Annotated in this window: 20 protein-coding genes and 2 tRNA genes; 18 read left to right on the forward strand and 4 right to left on the reverse strand. The window is 29.0% G+C overall.

Going from position 1 to position 20,417, the window contains the following annotated elements; translation table 11 throughout:
- Positions 1–15: 15 nt before the first annotated feature.
- From VJY38_RS09405 to ftsE, 12 genes are all read left to right on the forward strand, one after another.
- On the forward strand, positions 16–864 hold the full coding sequence (locus VJY38_RS09405; RefSeq protein ID WP_353680439.1) for an HDOD domain-containing protein: 849 nt from the start codon (positions 16–18) through the stop codon (positions 862–864).
- A gap of 122 nt (positions 865–986) precedes the next feature.
- Positions 987–1,859, forward strand: coding sequence for a hypothetical protein (locus tag VJY38_RS09410; RefSeq protein WP_353680440.1), 873 nt, complete (start codon positions 987–989; stop codon positions 1,857–1,859).
- Positions 1,859–2,926 carry a mannose-1-phosphate guanylyltransferase gene (locus VJY38_RS09415; protein ID WP_353680441.1) on the forward strand — a complete coding sequence of 356 codons (1,068 nt, stop codon included), beginning with the start codon at positions 1,859–1,861 and terminating at the stop codon, positions 2,924–2,926. Before VJY38_RS09410 ends, VJY38_RS09415 begins: the two co-directional genes overlap by 1 nt.
- Entirely contained in the window at positions 2,923–3,546 is a 624-nt protein-coding gene (gene rpiB, locus VJY38_RS09420) for a ribose 5-phosphate isomerase B (protein WP_353680442.1), read from the forward strand. Before VJY38_RS09415 ends, rpiB begins: the two co-directional genes overlap by 4 nt.
- Positions 3,547–3,607: 61 nt before the next feature.
- Positions 3,608–4,366: a dihydroorotate dehydrogenase electron transfer subunit gene (locus VJY38_RS09425; protein WP_353680443.1), complete on the forward strand. Its 759-nt coding sequence runs from the start codon at positions 3,608–3,610 to the stop codon at positions 4,364–4,366.
- A gap of 53 nt (positions 4,367–4,419) precedes the next feature.
- Positions 4,420–5,328 (forward strand): dihydroorotate dehydrogenase, encoded by a 909-nt coding sequence (locus VJY38_RS09430; RefSeq protein WP_434968569.1) that lies wholly within the window; start codon positions 4,420–4,422, stop codon positions 5,326–5,328.
- Entirely contained in the window at positions 5,328–6,602 is a 1,275-nt protein-coding gene (locus tag VJY38_RS09435) for a bifunctional folylpolyglutamate synthase/dihydrofolate synthase (RefSeq protein WP_353680445.1), read from the forward strand. The genes VJY38_RS09430 and VJY38_RS09435 overlap by 1 nt, the downstream gene beginning before the upstream one ends.
- Before the next feature lie 147 nt (positions 6,603–6,749).
- Positions 6,750–7,997 carry a transcription termination factor Rho gene (gene rho, locus VJY38_RS09440; protein ID WP_353680446.1) on the forward strand — a complete coding sequence of 416 codons (1,248 nt, stop codon included), beginning with the start codon at positions 6,750–6,752 and terminating at the stop codon, positions 7,995–7,997.
- A gap of 93 nt (positions 7,998–8,090) precedes the next feature.
- On the forward strand, positions 8,091–9,272 hold the full coding sequence (locus VJY38_RS09445; protein WP_353680447.1) for a GWxTD domain-containing protein: 1,182 nt from the start codon (positions 8,091–8,093) through the stop codon (positions 9,270–9,272).
- Between the two features lie 2 nt (positions 9,273–9,274).
- The gene (gene pdxA / locus VJY38_RS09450) at positions 9,275–10,252 is read left to right on the forward strand and encodes a 4-hydroxythreonine-4-phosphate dehydrogenase PdxA (protein WP_353680448.1); all 978 of its coding nucleotides are present in this window, start codon (positions 9,275–9,277) and stop codon (positions 10,250–10,252) included.
- Positions 10,249–10,980: a class I SAM-dependent DNA methyltransferase gene (locus VJY38_RS09455; RefSeq protein WP_353680449.1), complete on the forward strand. Its 732-nt coding sequence runs from the start codon at positions 10,249–10,251 to the stop codon at positions 10,978–10,980. Before pdxA ends, VJY38_RS09455 begins: the two co-directional genes overlap by 4 nt.
- Positions 10,974–11,639 carry a cell division ATP-binding protein FtsE gene (gene ftsE, locus VJY38_RS09460; RefSeq protein ID WP_353680450.1) on the forward strand — a complete coding sequence of 222 codons (666 nt, stop codon included), beginning with the start codon at positions 10,974–10,976 and terminating at the stop codon, positions 11,637–11,639. The genes VJY38_RS09455 and ftsE overlap by 7 nt, the downstream gene beginning before the upstream one ends.
- Before the next feature lie 4 nt (positions 11,640–11,643).
- Here ftsE and VJY38_RS09465 read toward each other — a convergent pair whose 3' ends face one another.
- The 3 genes from VJY38_RS09465 to VJY38_RS09475 all read right to left on the reverse strand — a co-directional run bounded on the left by VJY38_RS09465 (position 11,644) and on the right by VJY38_RS09475 (position 12,923).
- Positions 11,644–12,291, reverse strand: coding sequence for an adenylate kinase (locus VJY38_RS09465; RefSeq protein ID WP_353680451.1), 648 nt, complete (start codon positions 12,289–12,291; stop codon positions 11,644–11,646).
- Positions 12,292–12,363: 72 nt separating this feature from the next.
- A complete protein-coding gene (locus tag VJY38_RS09470) occupies positions 12,364–12,831 on the reverse strand; it encodes a nucleoside deaminase (RefSeq protein WP_353680452.1) in 468 nt (155 codons plus the stop codon).
- 18 nt (positions 12,832–12,849) lie between these two features.
- A tRNA-Arg gene (locus VJY38_RS09475) sits at positions 12,850–12,923 on the reverse strand.
- Positions 12,924–13,088: 165 nt separating this feature from the next.
- On the opposite strand from VJY38_RS09475, the gene VJY38_RS09480 reads away from it, so the two are divergent.
- The 5 genes from VJY38_RS09480 (at position 13,089) to VJY38_RS09500 (ending at position 18,890) form a co-directional block, all read left to right on the forward strand.
- Positions 13,089–13,820: an esterase family protein gene (locus tag VJY38_RS09480; RefSeq protein ID WP_353680453.1), complete on the forward strand. Its 732-nt coding sequence runs from the start codon at positions 13,089–13,091 to the stop codon at positions 13,818–13,820.
- A gap of 30 nt (positions 13,821–13,850) precedes the next feature.
- Positions 13,851–15,191: an alanine/glycine:cation symporter family protein gene (locus VJY38_RS09485; RefSeq protein WP_353680454.1), complete on the forward strand. Its 1,341-nt coding sequence runs from the start codon at positions 13,851–13,853 to the stop codon at positions 15,189–15,191.
- Between the two features lie 38 nt (positions 15,192–15,229).
- Positions 15,230–18,496, forward strand: coding sequence for a S41 family peptidase (locus tag VJY38_RS09490; protein WP_353680455.1), 3,267 nt, complete (start codon positions 15,230–15,232; stop codon positions 18,494–18,496).
- A 72-nt stretch (positions 18,497–18,568) separates the two neighbouring features.
- Positions 18,569–18,655, forward strand: a tRNA-Leu gene (locus VJY38_RS09495).
- Between the two features lie 22 nt (positions 18,656–18,677).
- On the forward strand, positions 18,678–18,890 hold the full coding sequence (locus VJY38_RS09500; protein ID WP_353680456.1) for a GIY-YIG nuclease family protein: 213 nt from the start codon (positions 18,678–18,680) through the stop codon (positions 18,888–18,890).
- A gap of 211 nt (positions 18,891–19,101) precedes the next feature.
- On the opposite strand, the gene VJY38_RS09505 is transcribed toward VJY38_RS09500, so the two are convergent.
- Positions 19,102–19,236 carry a hypothetical protein gene (locus VJY38_RS09505; protein ID WP_353680457.1) on the reverse strand — a complete coding sequence of 45 codons (135 nt, stop codon included), beginning with the start codon at positions 19,234–19,236 and terminating at the stop codon, positions 19,102–19,104.
- A gap of 165 nt (positions 19,237–19,401) precedes the next feature.
- On the opposite strand from VJY38_RS09505, the gene VJY38_RS09510 reads away from it, so the two are divergent.
- Complete coding sequence (locus VJY38_RS09510; RefSeq protein WP_353680458.1) at positions 19,402–20,406, forward strand: LacI family DNA-binding transcriptional regulator; 1,005 nt, start codon at positions 19,402–19,404, stop codon at positions 20,404–20,406.
- The last annotated feature ends 11 nt before the right edge of the window (positions 20,407–20,417 follow it).

A 20,417-nucleotide genomic window follows, 5' to 3' on the forward strand; every position in this document is an offset into this window, starting at 1 on the left:
TGTTAAGAGGGTGCAATGGATGTTATTAAAAAAATAATCGAAGGTGTAAATAACCTGCCAACTTTACCTACAATTTATACCACTCTTTCTGAAGCAATGGAAAATCCAAATACAACAAAAGAAGAATTAGCAAAAATAATTTCCACTGATCAAGCAGCTTCTTTCAAAATTCTGAAAGTAGCTAATTCTCCTTTTTATGGTTTAAGAGGTAGAGTTGATACAATTACGCAAGCATTATTATATCTTGGTTTTAATGAAGTAAAAAACATTGTATTTGCTTTGTCCGTAATAAATTCATTTACAAGGAATAAGCTTTTTACAAAGTTTAAACCTACAGACTTATGGGCACATTCAATTGGGGTTGGTGTTGCAACAAGAATAATTGGTGCTGCAATTGGAGAAAAAAATCTGGAAAATTATTTCCTTGCAGGAATCTTCCACGATATAGGGAAATTAATCTTTTTTGAATATGTCCCAAATGAATATTCAAAAGTAATTCATCTTGTTGAATCAAAAAATATCCCAATAAAAGATGCTGAACTGGAAATACTTGGAATTAATCATGCTCGTGCAGGACAACTTATTGCAGAAAAATGGAAATTACCTCAAACTGTTGTGAACATTGTTAGTGCACATCATACTGGACTTATTGGTTTTAATATTAATCCATTATTAGCATCTGTACACCTCGGTGATATTATTGCAAGAGCAATGGAATTAGGCTATGGAGGGGATAATTTTATTCCAGAACCAAATATTAAAATATGGGATGCCATTAAATTACCTAAAGGATTTTTTTCTACAGCAAGGAAAAAAATCAAAGATGATTATGAACGTTTAGTAAAAATTATGCTCTCTGATTAAAACCAAATTATATTCTGACAAATCTTTATAAACTTCCTTAATTATTTATTTACCACTTTCATTTTTTCTATATATTTTTAAAATGTGTGTATTAAATGATTATGTAATATGAAAAATATTTAATGGCAAAATTGGATTTTGTTAAACAATACATAGTTCAATGTATTTCAAATGCTGCTAATAATTTAAGATTGAGTTCTGAAAAAATAGAAACCGTTGCTCTTTTACGTGAAAGGTTAGCGAGCTCAAATAATCTTGAAGAAGAAATAAAAAATTTTAAAAGGATTACTGAACTTTCTAAACTTGGAATTAAATTAGGCGAAATATTGAATTACCTTGAAAATAGTAGAATAGACTTTTTAAAACTTTCAGATAAATTTAAGGAACATAGTTTTTATCTTGTAAAAGAAATTAATTATTTTCTTGATATTGTTACACCACAAACAATGAGAAATATTTTAGATAGGCTCGATAACAAAACTATTAATGTTGACTTAACCAAACTTGAAAATAAAAAAGTAGAATTTAATGATAATAAAGCGATTAATATTCCTCAACGAACTCGAGCCGACGAATTGAAAGAAGCAATAATTTTTGATGAACTATCAAAACTTAACGAATTTAGCTTCGAAAAATTTGAAGAAAGGATATTAAGACCTATCAAAGATTTGGATTCATTCTTAAATAAAGTTTCTAAGTATGATTATACCGAGAGTGAAATTAATTCATACATAAAGTTAATGAATGAAAACGCTGAACTTTCTCAAAAAGTTGGTTTTGAAATAATATCCAATATGCATAAAATATTTGCTCAGGGACTTGAAGCTATTCATCAAAAAAAAATTGCTCCAAGTAATTTAGTAATCGAAGCTTTAAGAGCTTGTTTAATTGTTATTGTTGCTGTTGTAAGAGGGAAAGAAGTTGATATTACAAACTACCTTAATCGTGCAGAAAATTTTGGTAAAATGATTTTTCAAACTAAAAGGGTATTCTAATGGAATTATTCATAGTAATTATGGCTGGGGGTGTAGGATCCCGCTTCTGGCCCAGAAGCAAAGAAAGAAAACCTAAACAATTAATTCGCATCTTTGGCGAAAATACAATGATTCAAGATACTGTAAAAAGGCTTAATGGTTTAGTAGAAAATAAAAATATTTATGTAATAACTAATAGACTTCAAAAGCTCAGAATTAAAGAACAACTTCCAGATATTCCAGAAGAAAATATTATTGATGAACCTTTCGGTAAAAATACCGCTGCTTGTATTGGTTTAGCATCTATTATTATTAAACAAAAAAATCCCGAAGCTGTAACTATTGTATTACCTTCAGATCATCTTATTAAAAATGAAGAAGAATTTCAAAAATGTCTTTTAAATTCTGCAAAGTTTGCTTATGAATCCAGAGGATTAGTTACTATTGGAATTAAACCTACAAGACCTGAAACTGGTTATGGATATATTCAATTTGATGAGAAGGAGATTGAGAATAATATTCATAAAGTATTGACATTTGCTGAAAAACCTAATTTATCCACTGCTATTAGATTTATAGAAAGTGGTGATTTTTTGTGGAACTCTGGCATATTCATCTGGAGAGTTGATGTTATTTTAGATGAATTAAAAAAATATTTACCAGAACATTACGAAGGACTTTTGAAAATCGAATCTGCAATAAATACAAATGATTTTGAATCTCAGCTTACTCAAGTTTATGGTCAGCTTCGTAGTATTTCAATTGATTATGGAGTTATGGAAAAAGCAGATAATGTTTATGTTACAAAAGCAGATTTCTATTGGAATGATGTTGGAAGCTGGGAAGCTGTTTATGAAGTTTCTGAAAAAAATGAAGATGGAAATGTTATTATTGGTGATGTTTATTCAGAAAAAACTTATAACTCATATATATTTTCTCCAAGAAAATTTACTGCTGTAATTGGAGCGGAAAACTTAATTATAATTAACACAAACGATGCATTATTAATATGCAATCGTAATTATGCACAGGATGTGCGTCAGGTAGTTGATTATCTTAAAATGAATAACAGAACAGATTTAATATGAAAAAAGTTATAACCGAAAATGATATTCTTAATTTAATAAAAGTTGGGGCAGGTGAAATCCATCTTAAAAAAAATCAAATTCTTACTCCCTTAGCTTTAGATAGAATAAAATATGCTAACTTGAAAATAGTTTATGATAATGATGAAACTATAAAATCAAAAATTGTTAACAAAATAATAATTGGTTCTGATCATACAGGATTTAAAGTAAAAAAAATACTTGTTGAATATCTTAAAAATAAAAATTATGATGTAACAGATATTGGCACTTTTACAGAAGATTCAGTTGACTATCCCGATATTGCTTTAATTGTAGCTCAAAGAGTATCGAATGGAGAATTTGACTGCGGTATTTTATTAGATGCAACTGGAATTCCATCGGCGATAACTGCTAACAAATTACCAAATATTAGAGCTGCAACTTGTTATAATGAATTTTCTGCAAAAAGTTCTCGTGAGCATAATGATGCAAATATTATTGCACTTGGTGCAAAATCACTTGGTGAAGAAACAATCAAATCAATCGTTGATGTCTGGTTAAATTCAACTTTTCTTGGAGACCGTCATCAAAGAAGGCTGGACAAAATTAAAGCTATCGAAGAAAAATTTATGAAAAAGTAATCTAAATTTTGTCAATTAATTATTCATAAATTAAATTTGCAAAACAATTTGAGAATATTTCTTGGTTATCGAAAAAGCTCGTATTGAATCAATTCAGAAATTATCAAATTATTATTATCTAATTGAAGTTTTTTCTCCTTTAATTGCAAAAGAAATTAAGCCCGGTCAATTTTGCAATATTAAAGTTACTGATACAAATTATCCATTACTACGAAGACCGTTTAGTATTTGTGATGTGGATGCAAACAAATTAATTTTTGTTTTTGATGTTCATGGAGAAGGAACGAAAATATTATCTTCAAAAAAGAAAGGGGATGAATTAGATATTTTAGGTCCTCTGGGCAATGGATTTACTATCGAAGGTAAATATGATTTAGCAATTTTAATTGGTGGTGGAATTGGGACTGCACCTTTTCCATATCTTACAAAAAAAATATCTTCTGATGTAGATATAATAAGTTTTATTGGTGGAAGAACAAAAGAACATTTAATTAAATATCAAATGAAAAATATTCATTTAGCAACAGATGATGGCTCAGAAGGATTTCATGGAACTATAATTGATTTATTCAAAATGGAATTAAAAAATTTTATAAATAAAAAGATTAGAATATTTGCCTGTGGACCCACACCAATGCTAAAAGCTCTACAACAAATTTCACTTGAACAAAATCTTGATTGCCAACTTTCAGTTGAATGCGCAATGGCTTGTGGTTTTGGTATTTGTCAGGGTTGCCCAATAGAAAAATCAAATGGAGATGGATATTATTTAGTTTGTAAAGATGGACCCATTTTCGATGCAGATAAAATATTATTTTAAAATTTACTGTAACATTAATAATTCTAAAGAACACAATTAAGTATATCATGGAAATAGATTTTAAAGTTAAAATTGGTTCACTAACACTAAAGAATCCAATACTCCTTGCATCAGGAACAGTAGGTTATGGAAATGAAATTGCTGAATTTATTGATTTGAGTAAGATTGGTGGAATTGTAACAAAGTCTATATCTTTGAAACCACGCAAAGGAAATCCACCACAAAGAATTTGCGAAACCCCTTCTGGTATGTTGAATGCAATTGGTCTTGCAAATGTAGGAGTAGAAATTTTTTTGAAAGAAAAGATACCATTTCTCAAAAATTTGAATACAACAATAATCTGTAATATTGCAGCGAGTACTATTGAAGAATATGTGGAGTGTACGAAAATCTTAAATGAAGAAGAATCAATAGCAGCTTTTGAAATTAATGTTTCTTGTCCAAATGTTAAAGAAGGCGGTCTGGAATTCGGAAATAACCTGGAAGCAGTTGGTAGAATTACTGAAAAAGTAAAATCTGTAACAAACAAACCTGTGATTATAAAATTATCACCTAATGTTTCAAGAATCTCTGATTTCGCAAAAGTGGTAAAAGATAATGGTGGAGATGCTGTATCTGCAATTAATACTCTTGTTGGAACATCTTTTAATATATGGACAAGAAAACCAAAAATAAAAAACATTACTGGAGGCCTCTCGGGTCCAGCAATAAAACCAATTGCACTGGCAAAAGTTTTAGAAATAAGTCGTAATGTTGATATCCCAATTATTGGCATCGGTGGAATTATGGATTGGAAAGATGTGGTTGAATTCATGATTGTTGGTGCTTCTGCAGTTCAACTTGGCACGGTTAATTTTGTAAATCCTTATGCAAGCATTGAAATTTTAGATGGCTTAAAAAATTACTGCGAGAAAATGTCAATTAAAAAAATATCTGATTTAACAGCATCCTATATTTTATAATGAATATCGAACCGATTCTAAAAAAACTTTATTCAATGCGCCAATTTCATATTAAGCTTGGTCTTGAGCGCATTGAAAAATTACTGGATGTAATTGATAATCCACATAAAAAATTAAAATGTTTTCACATTGCGGGTTCTAATGGAAAGGGAAGTACTGCTTCTTTTCTTGCAAGTATATTAATGGAACAGGGTTATAAAGTTGGTCTTTATACATCACCCCATTTAATAAAATTTAATGAAAGAATTAGAATTAATGGTCAGGAAATTGAAGATGAATATATTTTTAATTTTTATAATTCAATAGAAAAATTAATTAATGAAATTGAACCAACATTTTTTGAAATTACAACAGCACTGGCTTTTCAATATTTTTTTGACAATAAAGTTGATTATGCAATTATTGAAACGGGTCTTGGTGGTAGACTTGATGCTACAAATATTATTAATCCACTGGCTTCGATTATAACTTCAATTAGTTTGGAACATACAAACGTGCTTGGAAATACAATAGAAAAAATTGCACAGGAAAAAGCCGGGATTATTAAGAAAGGAACCCTTGTTATAAGTGGAAATATGCCTTTATTAGCAGAAAATGTTATACGTACAAAAGCTAATGAATCAGGTTGCAAATATTTCCCATTGGATAGTTTTGTTGTCCGAAATAAAGATCATGTTGATGTAAATTTAAATAACAAAACATATAAAATTTATACAACACCATTGAGAGGATATCATCAATTACTAAATTGTTCTTTAGCTGTAAAATGTTTAAATGAAATTTTAGGTATTGATGATTTCTTAAAAATAAATAAAGGAATAAAAAATGTAGTTATCAATACCGGTATTAGTGGCAGGTATGAAATAATAAATGATAAACCACGAATAATTTTTGATTCGGCTCATAATCCAGAAGGAGTTAAAATATTTTTAGAAGAATTTACAAGAGAATATTATTCCTACTCAAAGAGGGAATTAATTTTTGGCGTAATGAAAGATAAAAACATAAAAGAGATGCTAAAATTATTGACTCCTTTTTTCGATAGTATTTATGTAACTTCAATTCAAAATGAAAGAGCGGCTACAATTGATGAAATTGTTAATATTACCGATGAAATTAATATTGACGTTATTCCATTGAAGAATCCAGATGATTATATAAAAAAATTTTTTTTAGAAGATTCTGAGAAATGCCTGGTTGTTCTCGGTAGTATTTATTTGCTTGGTGAAATAAAATTAAAAATAAAGGAGTTTATGCTTGACAATAAGAAATAAGAAATATAATTTTCCAGTGAACCTCAGAAAAACTTCTGCGTTATTTAATAATTAATCCATAAGATCAAATGTCAAATTGATCCCCAGTTTAAAAAAATAAATATTGAGGTATTTAATCACAATTTGTAGGAAGAGTTAGTTATGCCAATGGACATATCAGAATTACAATCAAAAAAAATCGTTGATTTATACAAAATCGCCAAAGAATTTGGGCTTACAGGTTATAGTGACCTTAGAAAACAGGAATTAATTTTCAAAATCCTCGAAGCCCAATCACAAAAAGATGGCCTTACCTTTTCAAAAGGTGTTCTTGAAGTCTTAGCTGACGGTTATGGATTTTTAAGGTCAGCTGACTATAACTATTTGCCATCTCCAGATGATATTTATGTTTCTCCGTCACAAATTAAAAGATTTAGTTTAAGAACTGGAGATTTTGTAAGTGGTCAGGTTCGGCCTCCAAAAGAAGGCGAAAGATTTTTTGCTTTACTAAGAGTTGAAGCTGTAAATGGTAAAGACCCAGAAGCAATTAGAGAACGAACACTTTTTGATAATCTTACCCCTATTTATCCAACTAAAAGATTAAAATTAGAATCGGCACCCGGTGAATATTCAATGCGTATTGTAGATTTGATTGCACCTATTGGTAAAGGGCAAAGAGGTTTAATAGTTTCTCCTCCTAAAGCTGGCAAAACAATACTCCTACAAAAAATTGCCAATTCAATAACAAGAAATCACCCCGAAGTAAAAATTATTATGCTTTTAATAGATGAAAGACCCGAAGAAGTTACTGACATGCAACGTTCTGTTCAAGCAGAAGTAATAAGTTCTACATTTGATGAACCTGCAGAACGACACGTTCAGGTTGCTAATATGGTTATAGAAAAAGCAAAGAGAATGGTAGAAGCAGGCGATGATGTGGTAATATTACTTGATAGTATTACAAGATTAGCACGTGCACATAATACTGTAATTCCACATAGTGGTCGTATACTTTCTGGTGGTGTTGATGCTAATGCACTCCACAAACCCAAAAGATTTTTTGGCTCTGCAAGAAATACAGAAGATGGTGGTAGTTTAACAATTATTGCTACTGCATTAATTGATACTGGTAGTCGTATGGACGAAGTAATATTTGAAGAATTTAAAGGTACTGGTAATATGGAACTTGTTCTGGATAGAAATCTTGCAGATAAAAGAATCTTCCCTGCAATTGATATTAATAAATCAGGTACAAGAAAAGAAGAACTTCTGCTTAAAGAAGATGAACTAAATAAAGTATGGATATTAAGAAAGATTCTTTCTGATATGGATCCAACCGAAGCTATGGAATTTTTACTCGATAAAATGAAAGGCACCAAAAATAACAAAGAATTCTTGCAGAGTATGAATAGCTAATATTATATGAAATTTACCCTCAGGATTTTTTACTTTATATATTTTTTCTTATCAATTGTAACTTCACAGGTTCTATGTTTAAATGTAGAACCTGTGAAGGAAAATATTATACTGATTGAAAAAAACATACTCCCTTCAGAAAATTCTAATCTTCTTTACCTTTCATTTAAGATACCATATTCTAATCTTATCTTTATAAAGAAAAATGAAAATTTTGTTGCTGGTGTTAAACTCGAATTTGATTTATTCGAATCGGGAAAGTTAATCAATCGTGAATCAATCATTAAAAATATTTATGTAAATGACTATAATAAGACAAAATCAAAAGATCTTTTTTTAGAGGGAATTACAAAATTTATATTGTTGAACAATGATAATTATACAGTGTTACCAACATTGAGTCTGGAAAATACAACCAACACATTTGTTCTCGATTCGATAAAAATTAATTTAAAAAATGAAATTCAAGATTATGTTTTTCCACCATTAATAGTTGAAAAATCACAAGTAAGCTGTGGAGATTCTTTGCTCTTCAAACTTACTAATTCTCAAAACACTGTACCTTTCTCAAATAGTGATTATTATCTTGTCGTTCCTGTGAAAGATACTTCAATAAAAAAAATAGTTGTAAATATTCAACAAAATGCTAATTTGATTTATGAAAAATCAATTACAGAGTTTTTTTATGGTAATTTAATAATAAATAATTGCAATGATTTTATTGGAATTTTTAATTCACAACAAAATAAATATAGATATTTCATTATAGATAAATTTAATTATAAATTGCGTGAAGGTTCTACCAAACTAATAATTTTATTGAATGATAAAAAAGTAGAATTTCAATTACAGGTAAAATGGTTTAATAAACCAGTATCACTTGATAATGTAAACTTTGCAGTAGAAATTCTAAAGACTATAGAAGATAATGATGTTGTTATGAATATATTCCAGAATTCAAAAAAGAATTTGTATGAATCCTTAATAAATTATTGGGATAAAAAATTACCCAATAGAAAATACGAGTTTAATGAATTGATGAATGAATTTTATAAAAGAGTTGATTATGCAAATGAAAATTTTAGTACATTAACAAATAAATTTGGTGCTAAGACCGATAGAGGTAAGATTTATATTAAATATGGTAAGCCAGATAAGATTTTAAGAGATTATTCGGATAATAAAGTAAGAGAAATCTGGATTTATCAAAATATAAATAAAGAATTTACTTTTACTGATCATAGTGGACTTGGAAATTTTACACTGGAAGATTAAAAATGGTAAAACTTGCATTTACATGTGGTGATATAAATGGTATTGGTCCCGAAATTATTATCAAAACTATTAATCTCATTACTTCCAGAACTCAAAAAGAATTAATTGTTTTTATACCAAAAAAAGTTTTTGAAAATACTATTGATATTGTTAATCCAACATTTAATTATGATATAGTTAAAGGTGAAATTAAAAGAAAAACGAACAATGTTTTAATTTATGATATAGGAGATTATAAACAGTCTATCGGTAAGGCTACTTCTGAATCTGGCAAAGCTGCCTTTAAATCCATTAATCTTGCTTTTAAATTTGTAAATGATGGACTTGCAGATGCAATAGTAACTGCTCCAATTTCAAAATATTCATTTAATAAAGCGGGAATAGATTTTCCAGGACATACTGAATTATTTGCTTCGTTAACAGGTACGAAAAATTTTTTGATGACTTTTTTATCAGACAAAATGATTTGTGGTTTGGTCACAATTCATTTACCATTAAAAAAAGTTTCAAGAGCAATAACACAAAAAAAACTTTATACATCTCTCCAGATTTTACATAACACTCTCAAAATTGATTTAGATAAAAAAGATCCTAAAATTGCAGTTCTTGGATTAAATCCGCATGCTGGAGAAAATGGATTAATTGGGAAAGAAGAAGATGAAGTCATAAAGCCTGTAATAAAAAGTTTTAGTAAAAAAAATATACATGGACCATTTGTTTCAGATGCTTTTTTTGGAATGCATCAATATGAAAATTTTGATGCAGTACTTGGGATGTATCACGATCAGATATTAATTCCTTTTAAAATGATGAATTTTAATTATGGTGTTAATTATACTGCAGGATTACCAATTATAAGAACATCTCCTGATCATGGAACTGCTTTTGACATTGCAGGTAAAGGGATTGCAAATCCATCCAGTATGATTGAAGCAGTCAAATGGGCAGAGTTAATAGTACGCAATAGAAATAAAAAATGAAACAAAAAATCTATTCTCATCTTGCATCTATTTATACTCACTTGATGCGCTCTATTGATTATGATACCTGGGCAGATTATATAATAAAATTAAGCCAACAATTAAATACCAATAAAATAATTGCACTTGAACTTGCAAGTGGTACAGGAAGTTTAGCCGAAAGAGTGAATAAATATTTCGATTTTTATGTTTGTACAGATTTATCTTTAGAAATGTTAAAGCAATTTTCTAACAATACAATTCCACGTGTTGTATGTGATATGACTTTATTACCATTTAAAAATAAATTTAATTTTATTTTTTCAGCTTTCGATAGTGTTAATTACTTGACCACAAAAGAAAAATTATTAAAATTATTTAAGGAAGTAGAATTATGTTTAACAAACGATGGAATATTTACTTTTGATGTAAGTCTTGAAAATAACAGTAAACGATATCAAAGATATTTGAATAGAAAAGGGAAAATTGATGGAATTCGTTATAAACAAATTAGTAAATATGAAGAAACAAAAAGAATTCATTACAATATTTTTGAAATAGAATTTGAAAATGGTGATAAAATAACTGAAATTCATAAGCAAAAAATTTATCGTTTTGAAGAGTATTTTCAACTCCTTGACAAATCGAATTTTTATGTTGAGCATTGTTACGATGCATTTACATTTGATGATGCAAATTCAGAATCGGAAAGAGCACAATTTATATTAAGGAAAAAAAGTAAATGTTGATATTCAATCATGTAGATTTTAGTTACGATAATCAACCTGTATTTCAGGATTTGAATTTGCAGATTGATCAAGGAGAATTTGTTTTCTTGATAGGGAAAAGTGGAGTAGGTAAAACAACTTTATTAAAATTAATTTATATGGACTGCTTTCCACAATCAGGTTATGTTCAGGTTGGTGATTATTCATCAGAAACAATTACACTAAAAGAAATTCCTTTTTTAAGAAGAAAGCTTGGTATAATCTTTCAGGATTTTCAATTGTTAACAGATAGAAGTGTTTATGATAATCTGGCTTTTGTGCTTGAAGTAATTGGTACTCCCAAAAGAGAAATTAAAAAGAAAATATTCTATGCTCTATCAGAAGTTGGTTTAACTCATAAGCAAAATAATATGCCTGATGAACTTTCAGGTGGAGAGCAACAAAGAGTAGCAATTGCAAGAGCAATAATAAACGATCCATTTTTAATATTAGCCGACGAACCAACAGGTAATTTAGATCCAGATACAGCAGATGAAATACTGGGAATATTAAAAAAAATAAATTCGCGTGGCACTTCTGTAATTTTTGCCACGCATAATTATGAACTCGTTCGTTCTTTTGATACTAAAATTATTAAACTCGAAAATGGAAAAGCTGTAAAAGTTATTTTAAAAAGGTAAATATCTAATTAACTTTTAATTTCTCTAAAATATCTTTAGTAACATCTTCAATTGGTTGAGTACCATCTACTTCTATAATTATCGCTTTATCTTTATAATAATTAAATACTGGTGCAGTTGTTTCGTGATAAACCTGTAATCTTTTCTTTATTACTTCTTCGTCATCATCTTTTCTTTTTACATAACTATTTAATTCACCACAAACAGAGCATTTAAAATTATCTGTTACTTCATTTTTATTTAAGATATTTCCACATTTGTTGCATACTAAACGGTTACTCAATCTACTAATAATTACATTATCATCTGCATTTAGTTTAATTAGATAAAGTTGTTCGTTGCTAATTTCTAAAAGAATTTTGTTTAAGATTTCTGCTTGATTAATAGTTCTCGGGAAACCGTCTAATATAAATCCATTTTTGCATCTCTCATCTTTTAATGTTTCTTTTACAATTCCACCAACTATTTCGTCAGGCACAAGACCACCACTTTGAACTATTTCTTTTGCTTTTAAACCCATTTCAGTTTCATTTTTTATTGCTTCACGAAGTATATCTCCTGTGGAGATATGTGCTAAATTTAATTTTGCTGCTAATAATTTTGCTTGAGTTCCTTTCCCCACACCGGGAGCTCCAAATATAATGATTTGCATAGGCCTTATTATTTATTAGTTTTTAAAAAAATTACTGCAAAAATAATTAGATAGTTTCGATTGACAAAATTATTAAGTTGAATTGCGTTTAGACTGGAAAAATTTTTCTAATAGATTTTTTGATTCATCAGCATATATTCCAGAATATACATTTGGTTTGAAATTATATTTATTACTTTCAATTAAATTAAAAAGTGAACCACATGCACCAAACTTAGGTTCATATGTTCCAAAGTAAATATTTTTTATTCTGGAAAGAAGAATTGCACCCGTACACATTATACATGGTTCTGCAGTTACATAGAGATCACATTCATTTAATCTCCAGTTTTGTAAGTAATTTGAAGCTGCAGTTATTGCAATCATTTCTGCATGTGCTGTTGCATCTTTTAGTCTTTCAGTTTGATTATAACCTCTGGCAATAATTTTATCTTGATATACAATAACCGCTCCGATAGGGACTTCATTTTCGTTGAGAGCTTTTTCTGCTTCTTGAAGAGCAGCAAACATGAATTTATAAGTTTGTTCAGAGAATAGCATACAATTAGAATGAATTTGTACGCCCGGAAGGATTCGAACCCTCAACCCTGTGATCCGAAGTCACATGCTCTATCCAGTTGAGCTACGGGCGCATGGTTAATTATAGGTTTTAAAAATTTCTATATGTAAAAATATTGCAGCGATTATAAATTTCCAAAAAATGATAATCGAGTTTTTAAATTCATAAAATAATTTAAATATTTTAACTGCAACTTATCTTTTCATTATTTATCTTTGTTCAAACAATCTCTATTCAAATGCAAGAATCTTATCATAAATGGCACTCACAATATCTCAATCATAATCTCGAAATGCTTGTATTTGGTTCTTATGGTTATCCCATTATTCTTTTTCCAACTGAGAAAGGGAAATATTATGATTGTAAAAATTTTAGTTTAATTACGTCAATTCAACATTTCATAGAAGAAGGTAAAATAAAAATTTATTGTCCAGAAGTTATTGATTCAGAAAGCTGGTATAATTTTGATATTCAACCTGCTGAACGTGTTAAGAAACATATCATATACGAAAAAGTGATTTTAAATGATGTACTTGAATTTGCTAAGTATGAGACTGAACAAAAATTTGTTGGTGTTGCAGGTTGTAGTTTTGGTGGCTACCATGCTATCAATTTAGCATTTCGTCATCCAGATAAAATTAGTTCTGTAATCTCTATGGGAGGCTTTTTTGATATCAAACAATTTATTTATGGTTATTATGATGATAATTGTTATTTCAATAATCCACCGGATTATATGCCAAATTTAGAAGATGAATGGTATCTTGAAAAAATACGAACAATGAAAATATTTATTGGCACTGGTGAATTTGATTTTACAATTAATGAGAATAAAAAATTGAGTGATATATTAACATCAAAAAGTATTAATCATAGTTTTAATATCTATAATGCAGGAAAACATGATTGGGAAACATGGAAAATTATGTTTGTAGATTATGTATCAAAAATTCTTGAAAGCAACAAGTAACATATTTAAAAACAAAAAATGAATTAGCATATGCAGGGAATTGAAAATTTATTAAATCAAATTAGCAATTTTATATGGGGAATTCCCTTATTAATTCTTCTTTTTGGCACTCATATTTTTTTAACTATTAGATTAAAGTTTATTCAAAGATATATATTAAAAGCAATTAGAATTTCATTATCAAAAGAAAAAGAAGGCCTGGGAGATATAAGTCAATTTGGAGCTGTTACAACTGCCCTGGCTGCAACAATTGGAACAGGAAATATTGTTGGTGTATCAACAGCTATTGCTTCTGGTGGTCCGGGTGCTGTTTTATGGATGTGGCTTACTGGAGTTTTTGGAATAGCAACAAAATATTCAGAAGCATTATTGTCAGTAAAATATAGAATTATTACAGATGATGGTTCTATGGCTGGTGGTCCAATGTATGTTCTTGAAAGAGGTATGAACAACAAAATACTGGCAATTATTTTTGCAATTTTTACATCAATTACTGCTTTTGGAATTGGAAATATGGTACAGGCAAATTCAATATCACAATTAGTAAACGAAACTTTTAATATACCTTTGTGGGTAACAGGTATAATTTTAGCAAGTTTAACTGCACTGGTTATTATTGGTGGAATAAAATCCATTGCAAAGGTATGTGAGATGTTAGTTCCTTTTATGGCAATTTTTTATGTAGCTGGATGCATAATACTTTTAATAATTAATTATAGCACAATACCACAATCAATTTTTTTAATAATTAAAAGTGCTTTCACCGGACACGCAGTAGTTGGAGGGTTTTTAGGTGCTGGTGTAAAAGAAGCTATTAGATTTGGAATCGCACGTGGCTTATTTTCAAATGAGTCTGGATTAGGGAGTGCTCCAATTGTTGCCGCAGCTGCTCAAACAAAAAATTCTGTAAGACAGGCACTCGTTTCTTCTACTGGCACTTTCTGGGATACTGTTGTTGTTTGTGCATTTACTGGTCTTGTTGTTGTTAATTCTTATGAATGGACTAAAGGTTATAATGGAGCAATTCTTACCAAAGTAGCTTTCTCCGATATTTCTTTAATAGGACCAATATTATTAACTGTGGGCTTATTAACTTTTGTCTTTTCAACAATTCTTGGCTGGTCATACTATGGAGAAAAAGCAATTGAATATCTATTTGGTAAAAAATTTATTAAAACTTATCGATGGCTTTGGGTAATTTTTGTTTTTATTGGAAGTGTTATGACTTTGAATATTGTTTGGTCATTTGCTGATATTACTAATGCTTTAATGGCATTGCCCAATTTAATTGCTCTTATTTTTCTAAATAAAATTATAGTTAAAGAGACAAAGAAATTTTTATGGGATGGAAATATTGAAATGAGTGAATAATAAAATAATTAAATCAATAAATTGTGTGGAGTTTTATTATGAATAAAAATTCATTGATATTAAAATTAATTATGCTACTTGTGTTCTTTACTAATTTAGTAGCAAAACAAAATGAAGCTCGACTACTTCGTTTCCCAGCAATTCATGGTGATAAAATTGTTTTTACTTATGCAGGTGATTTGTATTCTGTTGATTCAAAAGGAGGAGTAGCACGCAAATTAACTAATGATATTGGTTATGAAATGTTTGCAAGATTTTCTCCAGATGGTAAACATATAGCTTTTACAGCTCAGTACGATGGAAACACAGAAGTTTATTTAATGCCTTCAGAAGGAGGAATACCAAAAAGATTAACTGTTACTGCTACACTCAATCGAGATGATGTATCGGATCGAATGGGACCAAATAATATTGTAATGTGTTGGAAAGATAATGAGACAATTATCTATCGGTCAAGATGGAGAGAGTTTAATGACTTTAAAGGACAGCTTTATGAAGTTTCAATAAATGGTGGCTTATCAAAACAATTACCTTTACCAAGAGGAGGCTTTTGTTCATTCTCACCTGATAAATCTGAATTAGCTTATAATAGAGTTTTCAGAGAATTTAGAACATGGAAAAGATATCGTGGTGGACAGGCAGACGATATATGGATTTATAATTTTAAAACCAAGAAAACAATTAATATAACCAATAATCCTGCTCAGGATATTATTCCAATGTGGAAAGATAATTTTATTTATTTTATTTCTGATAGAGATGGTCGTTTCAATTTGTATTCTTATAACATTAATACAAAAGAAACAAAAAAGCTTACAGATTTTACAGATTATGATATAAAATTTCCTTCACTGGGAGATAATGCAATAGTATTTGAAAATGGAGGATACATTTATAAATTCGATTTTAAAACTCAAAAGGCAGAAAAAGTTACAATTTATTTAAATGAAGATTTTGATATTGGAAGAGGTGGTTTAATTGATGTAAGTAAGAATGTAACAAACTATGAAATTTCTCCTGATGGTAAACGTGCATTATTTGGTACTCGTGGAGAAATATTCACTGTACCTGCAAAAAATGGTTCTACAAGAAATCTAACAAATACTTCTGGAATTCATGAAAGAAATTCAAAATGGTCTCCAGATGGTAAATGGATCGCATTTATTTCAGATAAAACAGGTGAAGATGAAATTTATATAATCCCACAAGATGGAAAAGGAGAACCTGTACAACTTACATTCAACAGTAATAATTATAAATATGAAGTAAAATGGTCTCCAGATAGCAAGAAAATTTTATGGAATGATAGATTACAAAGATTGTTCTATGTAGATATTGAAACTAAAAAAGTAACATTGGTTGATAAATCCGATGCATGGGAAATTACAAGTTTTGCCTGGTCACCAGATAGCAGGTGGATTGCATATGCAAAACCTGAAGATAGATCTTTTACAAAAATTTATATCTATTCACTTGATGAAAATAAATCATATGAGATTACAGATAGCTGGTACGATTCATATGGACCAGAATTTAGTGATGATGGTAAATATTTATATTTTATCTCCGAGAGAACATTTAATCCAAGATATGGACAAACAGAGTTTAATCACATTTATACTGATATGGCAAAAATTTATTTTGTAACATTAGCAAAAGATACAAAATCACCATTTGAGCCAAAGAGTGATGAAGTAACAATTAAAGATAATGATAAATCAACTAATGATGTTGATAAGAATAAAGAAAAGAAAGAATCTAAAACTACTTTTATAAAAATTGATTTTGATAATATTAAAAATAGAATTGCAGAAGTAACACCAGAAGGTTCAACATATTGGGGAATAACATCTGCAGGTGAAAAAATTTATTATATGAAACGAAGTTCGACTGATAAAAAATCAAAATTAGCATTATATGATTTAGAAAAGAAAAGTGAAATAGAACTGGGTGAAGCTGATGGGTTTGAAATTTCAATGGATAAGAAAAAAATGATTGTTGGAAATCAAAATTCTTATTACATAATTGATCTTCCTAATACAAAACTCGAACTAAAAGAAAAACTATCACTTGAGGATCTAAAAATTAATCTTGATCGATATGCAGAATGGCATCAAATATTTAATGAATGCTGGAGACAAATGCGAGATTTCTTTTTCGATCCAAATATGCATGGTGTTGATTGGGAAAAAGTAAAGAAAAATTATGAACCACTTGTTGATTATGTTAATCATCGTGCAGATTTAACTTATATAATTGGCGAGATGATAGGTGAATTAAATATTGGTCATACATATGTTGGTGGAGGCGATTATCCAAAACCAGATAAAATTAAATTAGGCTTACTTGGTGCAGAATTAGAACGCGATAATGCAACAAAATTTTATAAGATTAAAAAAATTCTTAAAGGACAAAACTGGGATAAAAATCTTCGTTCACCATTAACAGAAATTGGTGTAAATGTAAAAGAAGGTGAATATATTATTGCAGTCAATGGAAAACTTACTAACCAAATGAATGATATTTATGAATCTTTAATTAATACAGCCAATAAACAAGTAACATTAACAATAAACTCTCTTCCTAAAATAGAAGGGAGTAGAGAAACCACAGTAGTTCCAATTGATAATGAACAACCACTCTATTATTTAAATTGGGTTGAAAATAATATAGAAAAAGTAAATAAAGCTACAAATGGAAGAGTTGGATACATTCATATTCCTGATATGGGCATTAATGGATTAAATCAATTTGCAAAACTTTATTATCCACAATTAAAGAAAGAAGCATTAATTATAGATGATAGAGGAAACGGGGGTGGGAATGTATCACCAATGATATTAGAAAGATTAAATAGAAAACTACAAATGATAACTATTGCAAGAAATACAAAACCAAATGTAGATCCATCAGGAACACATTATGGACCAAAAGTACTATTGCTGGATGAATATTCAGCATCAGATGGAGATATTTTTCCGTATCGATTCAGACAGGCAAAACTTGGTAAGTTAATTGGAAAGAGGTCCTGGGGTGGAGTTGTAGGAATTAGAGGAACACTACCACTTCTCGATGGTGGTTTTCTAAATAAACCAGAATTTTCTCGATACGACATTGAAGGAAAAGAATGGATAATGGAAGGATATGGAGTTGAACCAGATATAATTGTTGATAACGATCCAGCAATGGAATTTGAAGGAATTGATGAGCAATTAAATAAAGCCATAGAAGTAATTATGGAGGAATTAAAAAACAATCCTCCAAAAATTGCTCCACCACCTCCATATCCTGATAAAAGTAAATAAAAGTATAGTTATGATTTATTGAAATCTTGCTTATATGTGGTATTAAATATAATTTTGCAATGCTTCATTTGTGCCGAAGTGGCGGAATTGGTAGACGCGCTGGACTCAAAATCCAGTGGAGCTCAAAACTCCGTGCCGGTTCGAGTCCGGCCTTCGGTACAAGTCTTACAAGTATTTATACATGTATTATACCTACGCAATAAAAAGTAAAGTACACAATTACATTTATGTTGGTATAACTAATAATCTACAAAGAAGAATTTCACAGCATAATAAAGGATATAACCGTTCAACGAAACCACATAGACCTTTTGAATTAATTTATTATGAAGTATTCCCTGATAGAGAAAAGGCACATCAAAGAGAGAAATATAAGTCGGGTGTATATAATTAATTTCTAATATTAGAATCAGATCTCTATGCTATCCATCAACCGAAAGATAGACTTGTTTATTGATAGGTAAAACTACTTAACAGTATTAAATTCAACACTGACTTCTTGTTATTGAGATAAGATAAATCACATTTTATAATTTTCAATTATAAAGAGTGGATTCTTACTTTATATTGTTTGGAATAAGGTGAGAATATAATTTTAATTACAATTAATTTTTAATTGATTTTTCATTTAGATAATGAAAACCATTCTCATCTTCATAACCATATGGGGATTTCTTTATAACAAGCATTATTCCAACAAAGAATAATATTAAATAACCAATTAAATAATAAATAATCATACGGATTGCCTTTTTTACTTTATTATCGTAAAGGCTTCAAAAAAGTTTAATATTTTTTTTAGTATTAATAATTTTTAAATAAAAAAATAAAAATGAATAAAATTCTACTTGACAAAATAAAATAATAAAACTATATTGCAATCGTTTGCAATTGGACTATTTTATATGAGAAATACAACAATTACAGATATTGCAAAAAAGTTAGGAATATCGGCTTCTACAGTCTCGAGGGCATTGAATAATCATCCTGACATAAGTTTAGAAACAAAAGAAAAAGTAAAAAAAATTGCTAAAGAATTAAACTATAAACCAAATCCAATTGCACAAAGCCTGAAAAGTAATCGTACTACAACTATAGGTGTTATTGTACCAGAAATAAAACATGACTTTTTCTCTTCAGCAATTAGTGGAATAGAACAAGTAGCTTACAATTCTGGTTATACAATAATTTTATGTCAATCCAACGAAAGTTTTGAAAGAGAAGTAGTTAATACAAATCTTTTACTGCATCATAGAGTGGCTGGACTTATCGTATCAATTTCACAAAATACAAAAAAAGGAGACCACTTTAATGATGTTCTTGAAAAGGGTGTTCCACTTGTTTTTTTTGATAGAACATGTGAAGATGTTGATACTTATAAAGTTGTTATTGATGATATGAAAAGTGCATATAATGCAGTTACTTATTTAATTAAAAAAGGATATAAAAAAATAGCTCACTTCGCAGGTCCAATTGGATTAGATATTTGTAAAAAAAGAATGGAAGGTTATGTTAATGCTTTAAAAGAGAATGGCATTAGTGTAAATAATGAATTGATAAGATACGGTGGATTACATGAACAGGATGGTTATGATTCAATGAATTATTTATTAGAAAAAAAAATTATACCAGATGCAATTTTTGCTGTAAATGATCCAGTAGCTATTGGAGCTTTTCAAAGAATAAAAGAAGCAAATCTGAAAATTCCAGACGACGTTGCAATTGTTGGTTTCTCAAATAATAAAATTACAAGTTTGGTTGATCCACCATTGACAACTGTAAATCAACCTTCTTTTGAGATGGGAAAAAAAGCAGCTGAAATACTGATAAACTTAATTGAAAATAAAAATGTCGTTGATACAAAAGAAATAGTATTAAATGCAGATTTAATTATTCGGAGATCAACATAAATTTTTCATAA

Origin of the sequence: Rosettibacter firmus, assembly GCF_036860695.1 — a bacterium.
GTDB lineage: Bacteria > Bacteroidota > Ignavibacteria > Ignavibacteriales > Melioribacteraceae > Rosettibacter > Rosettibacter firmus.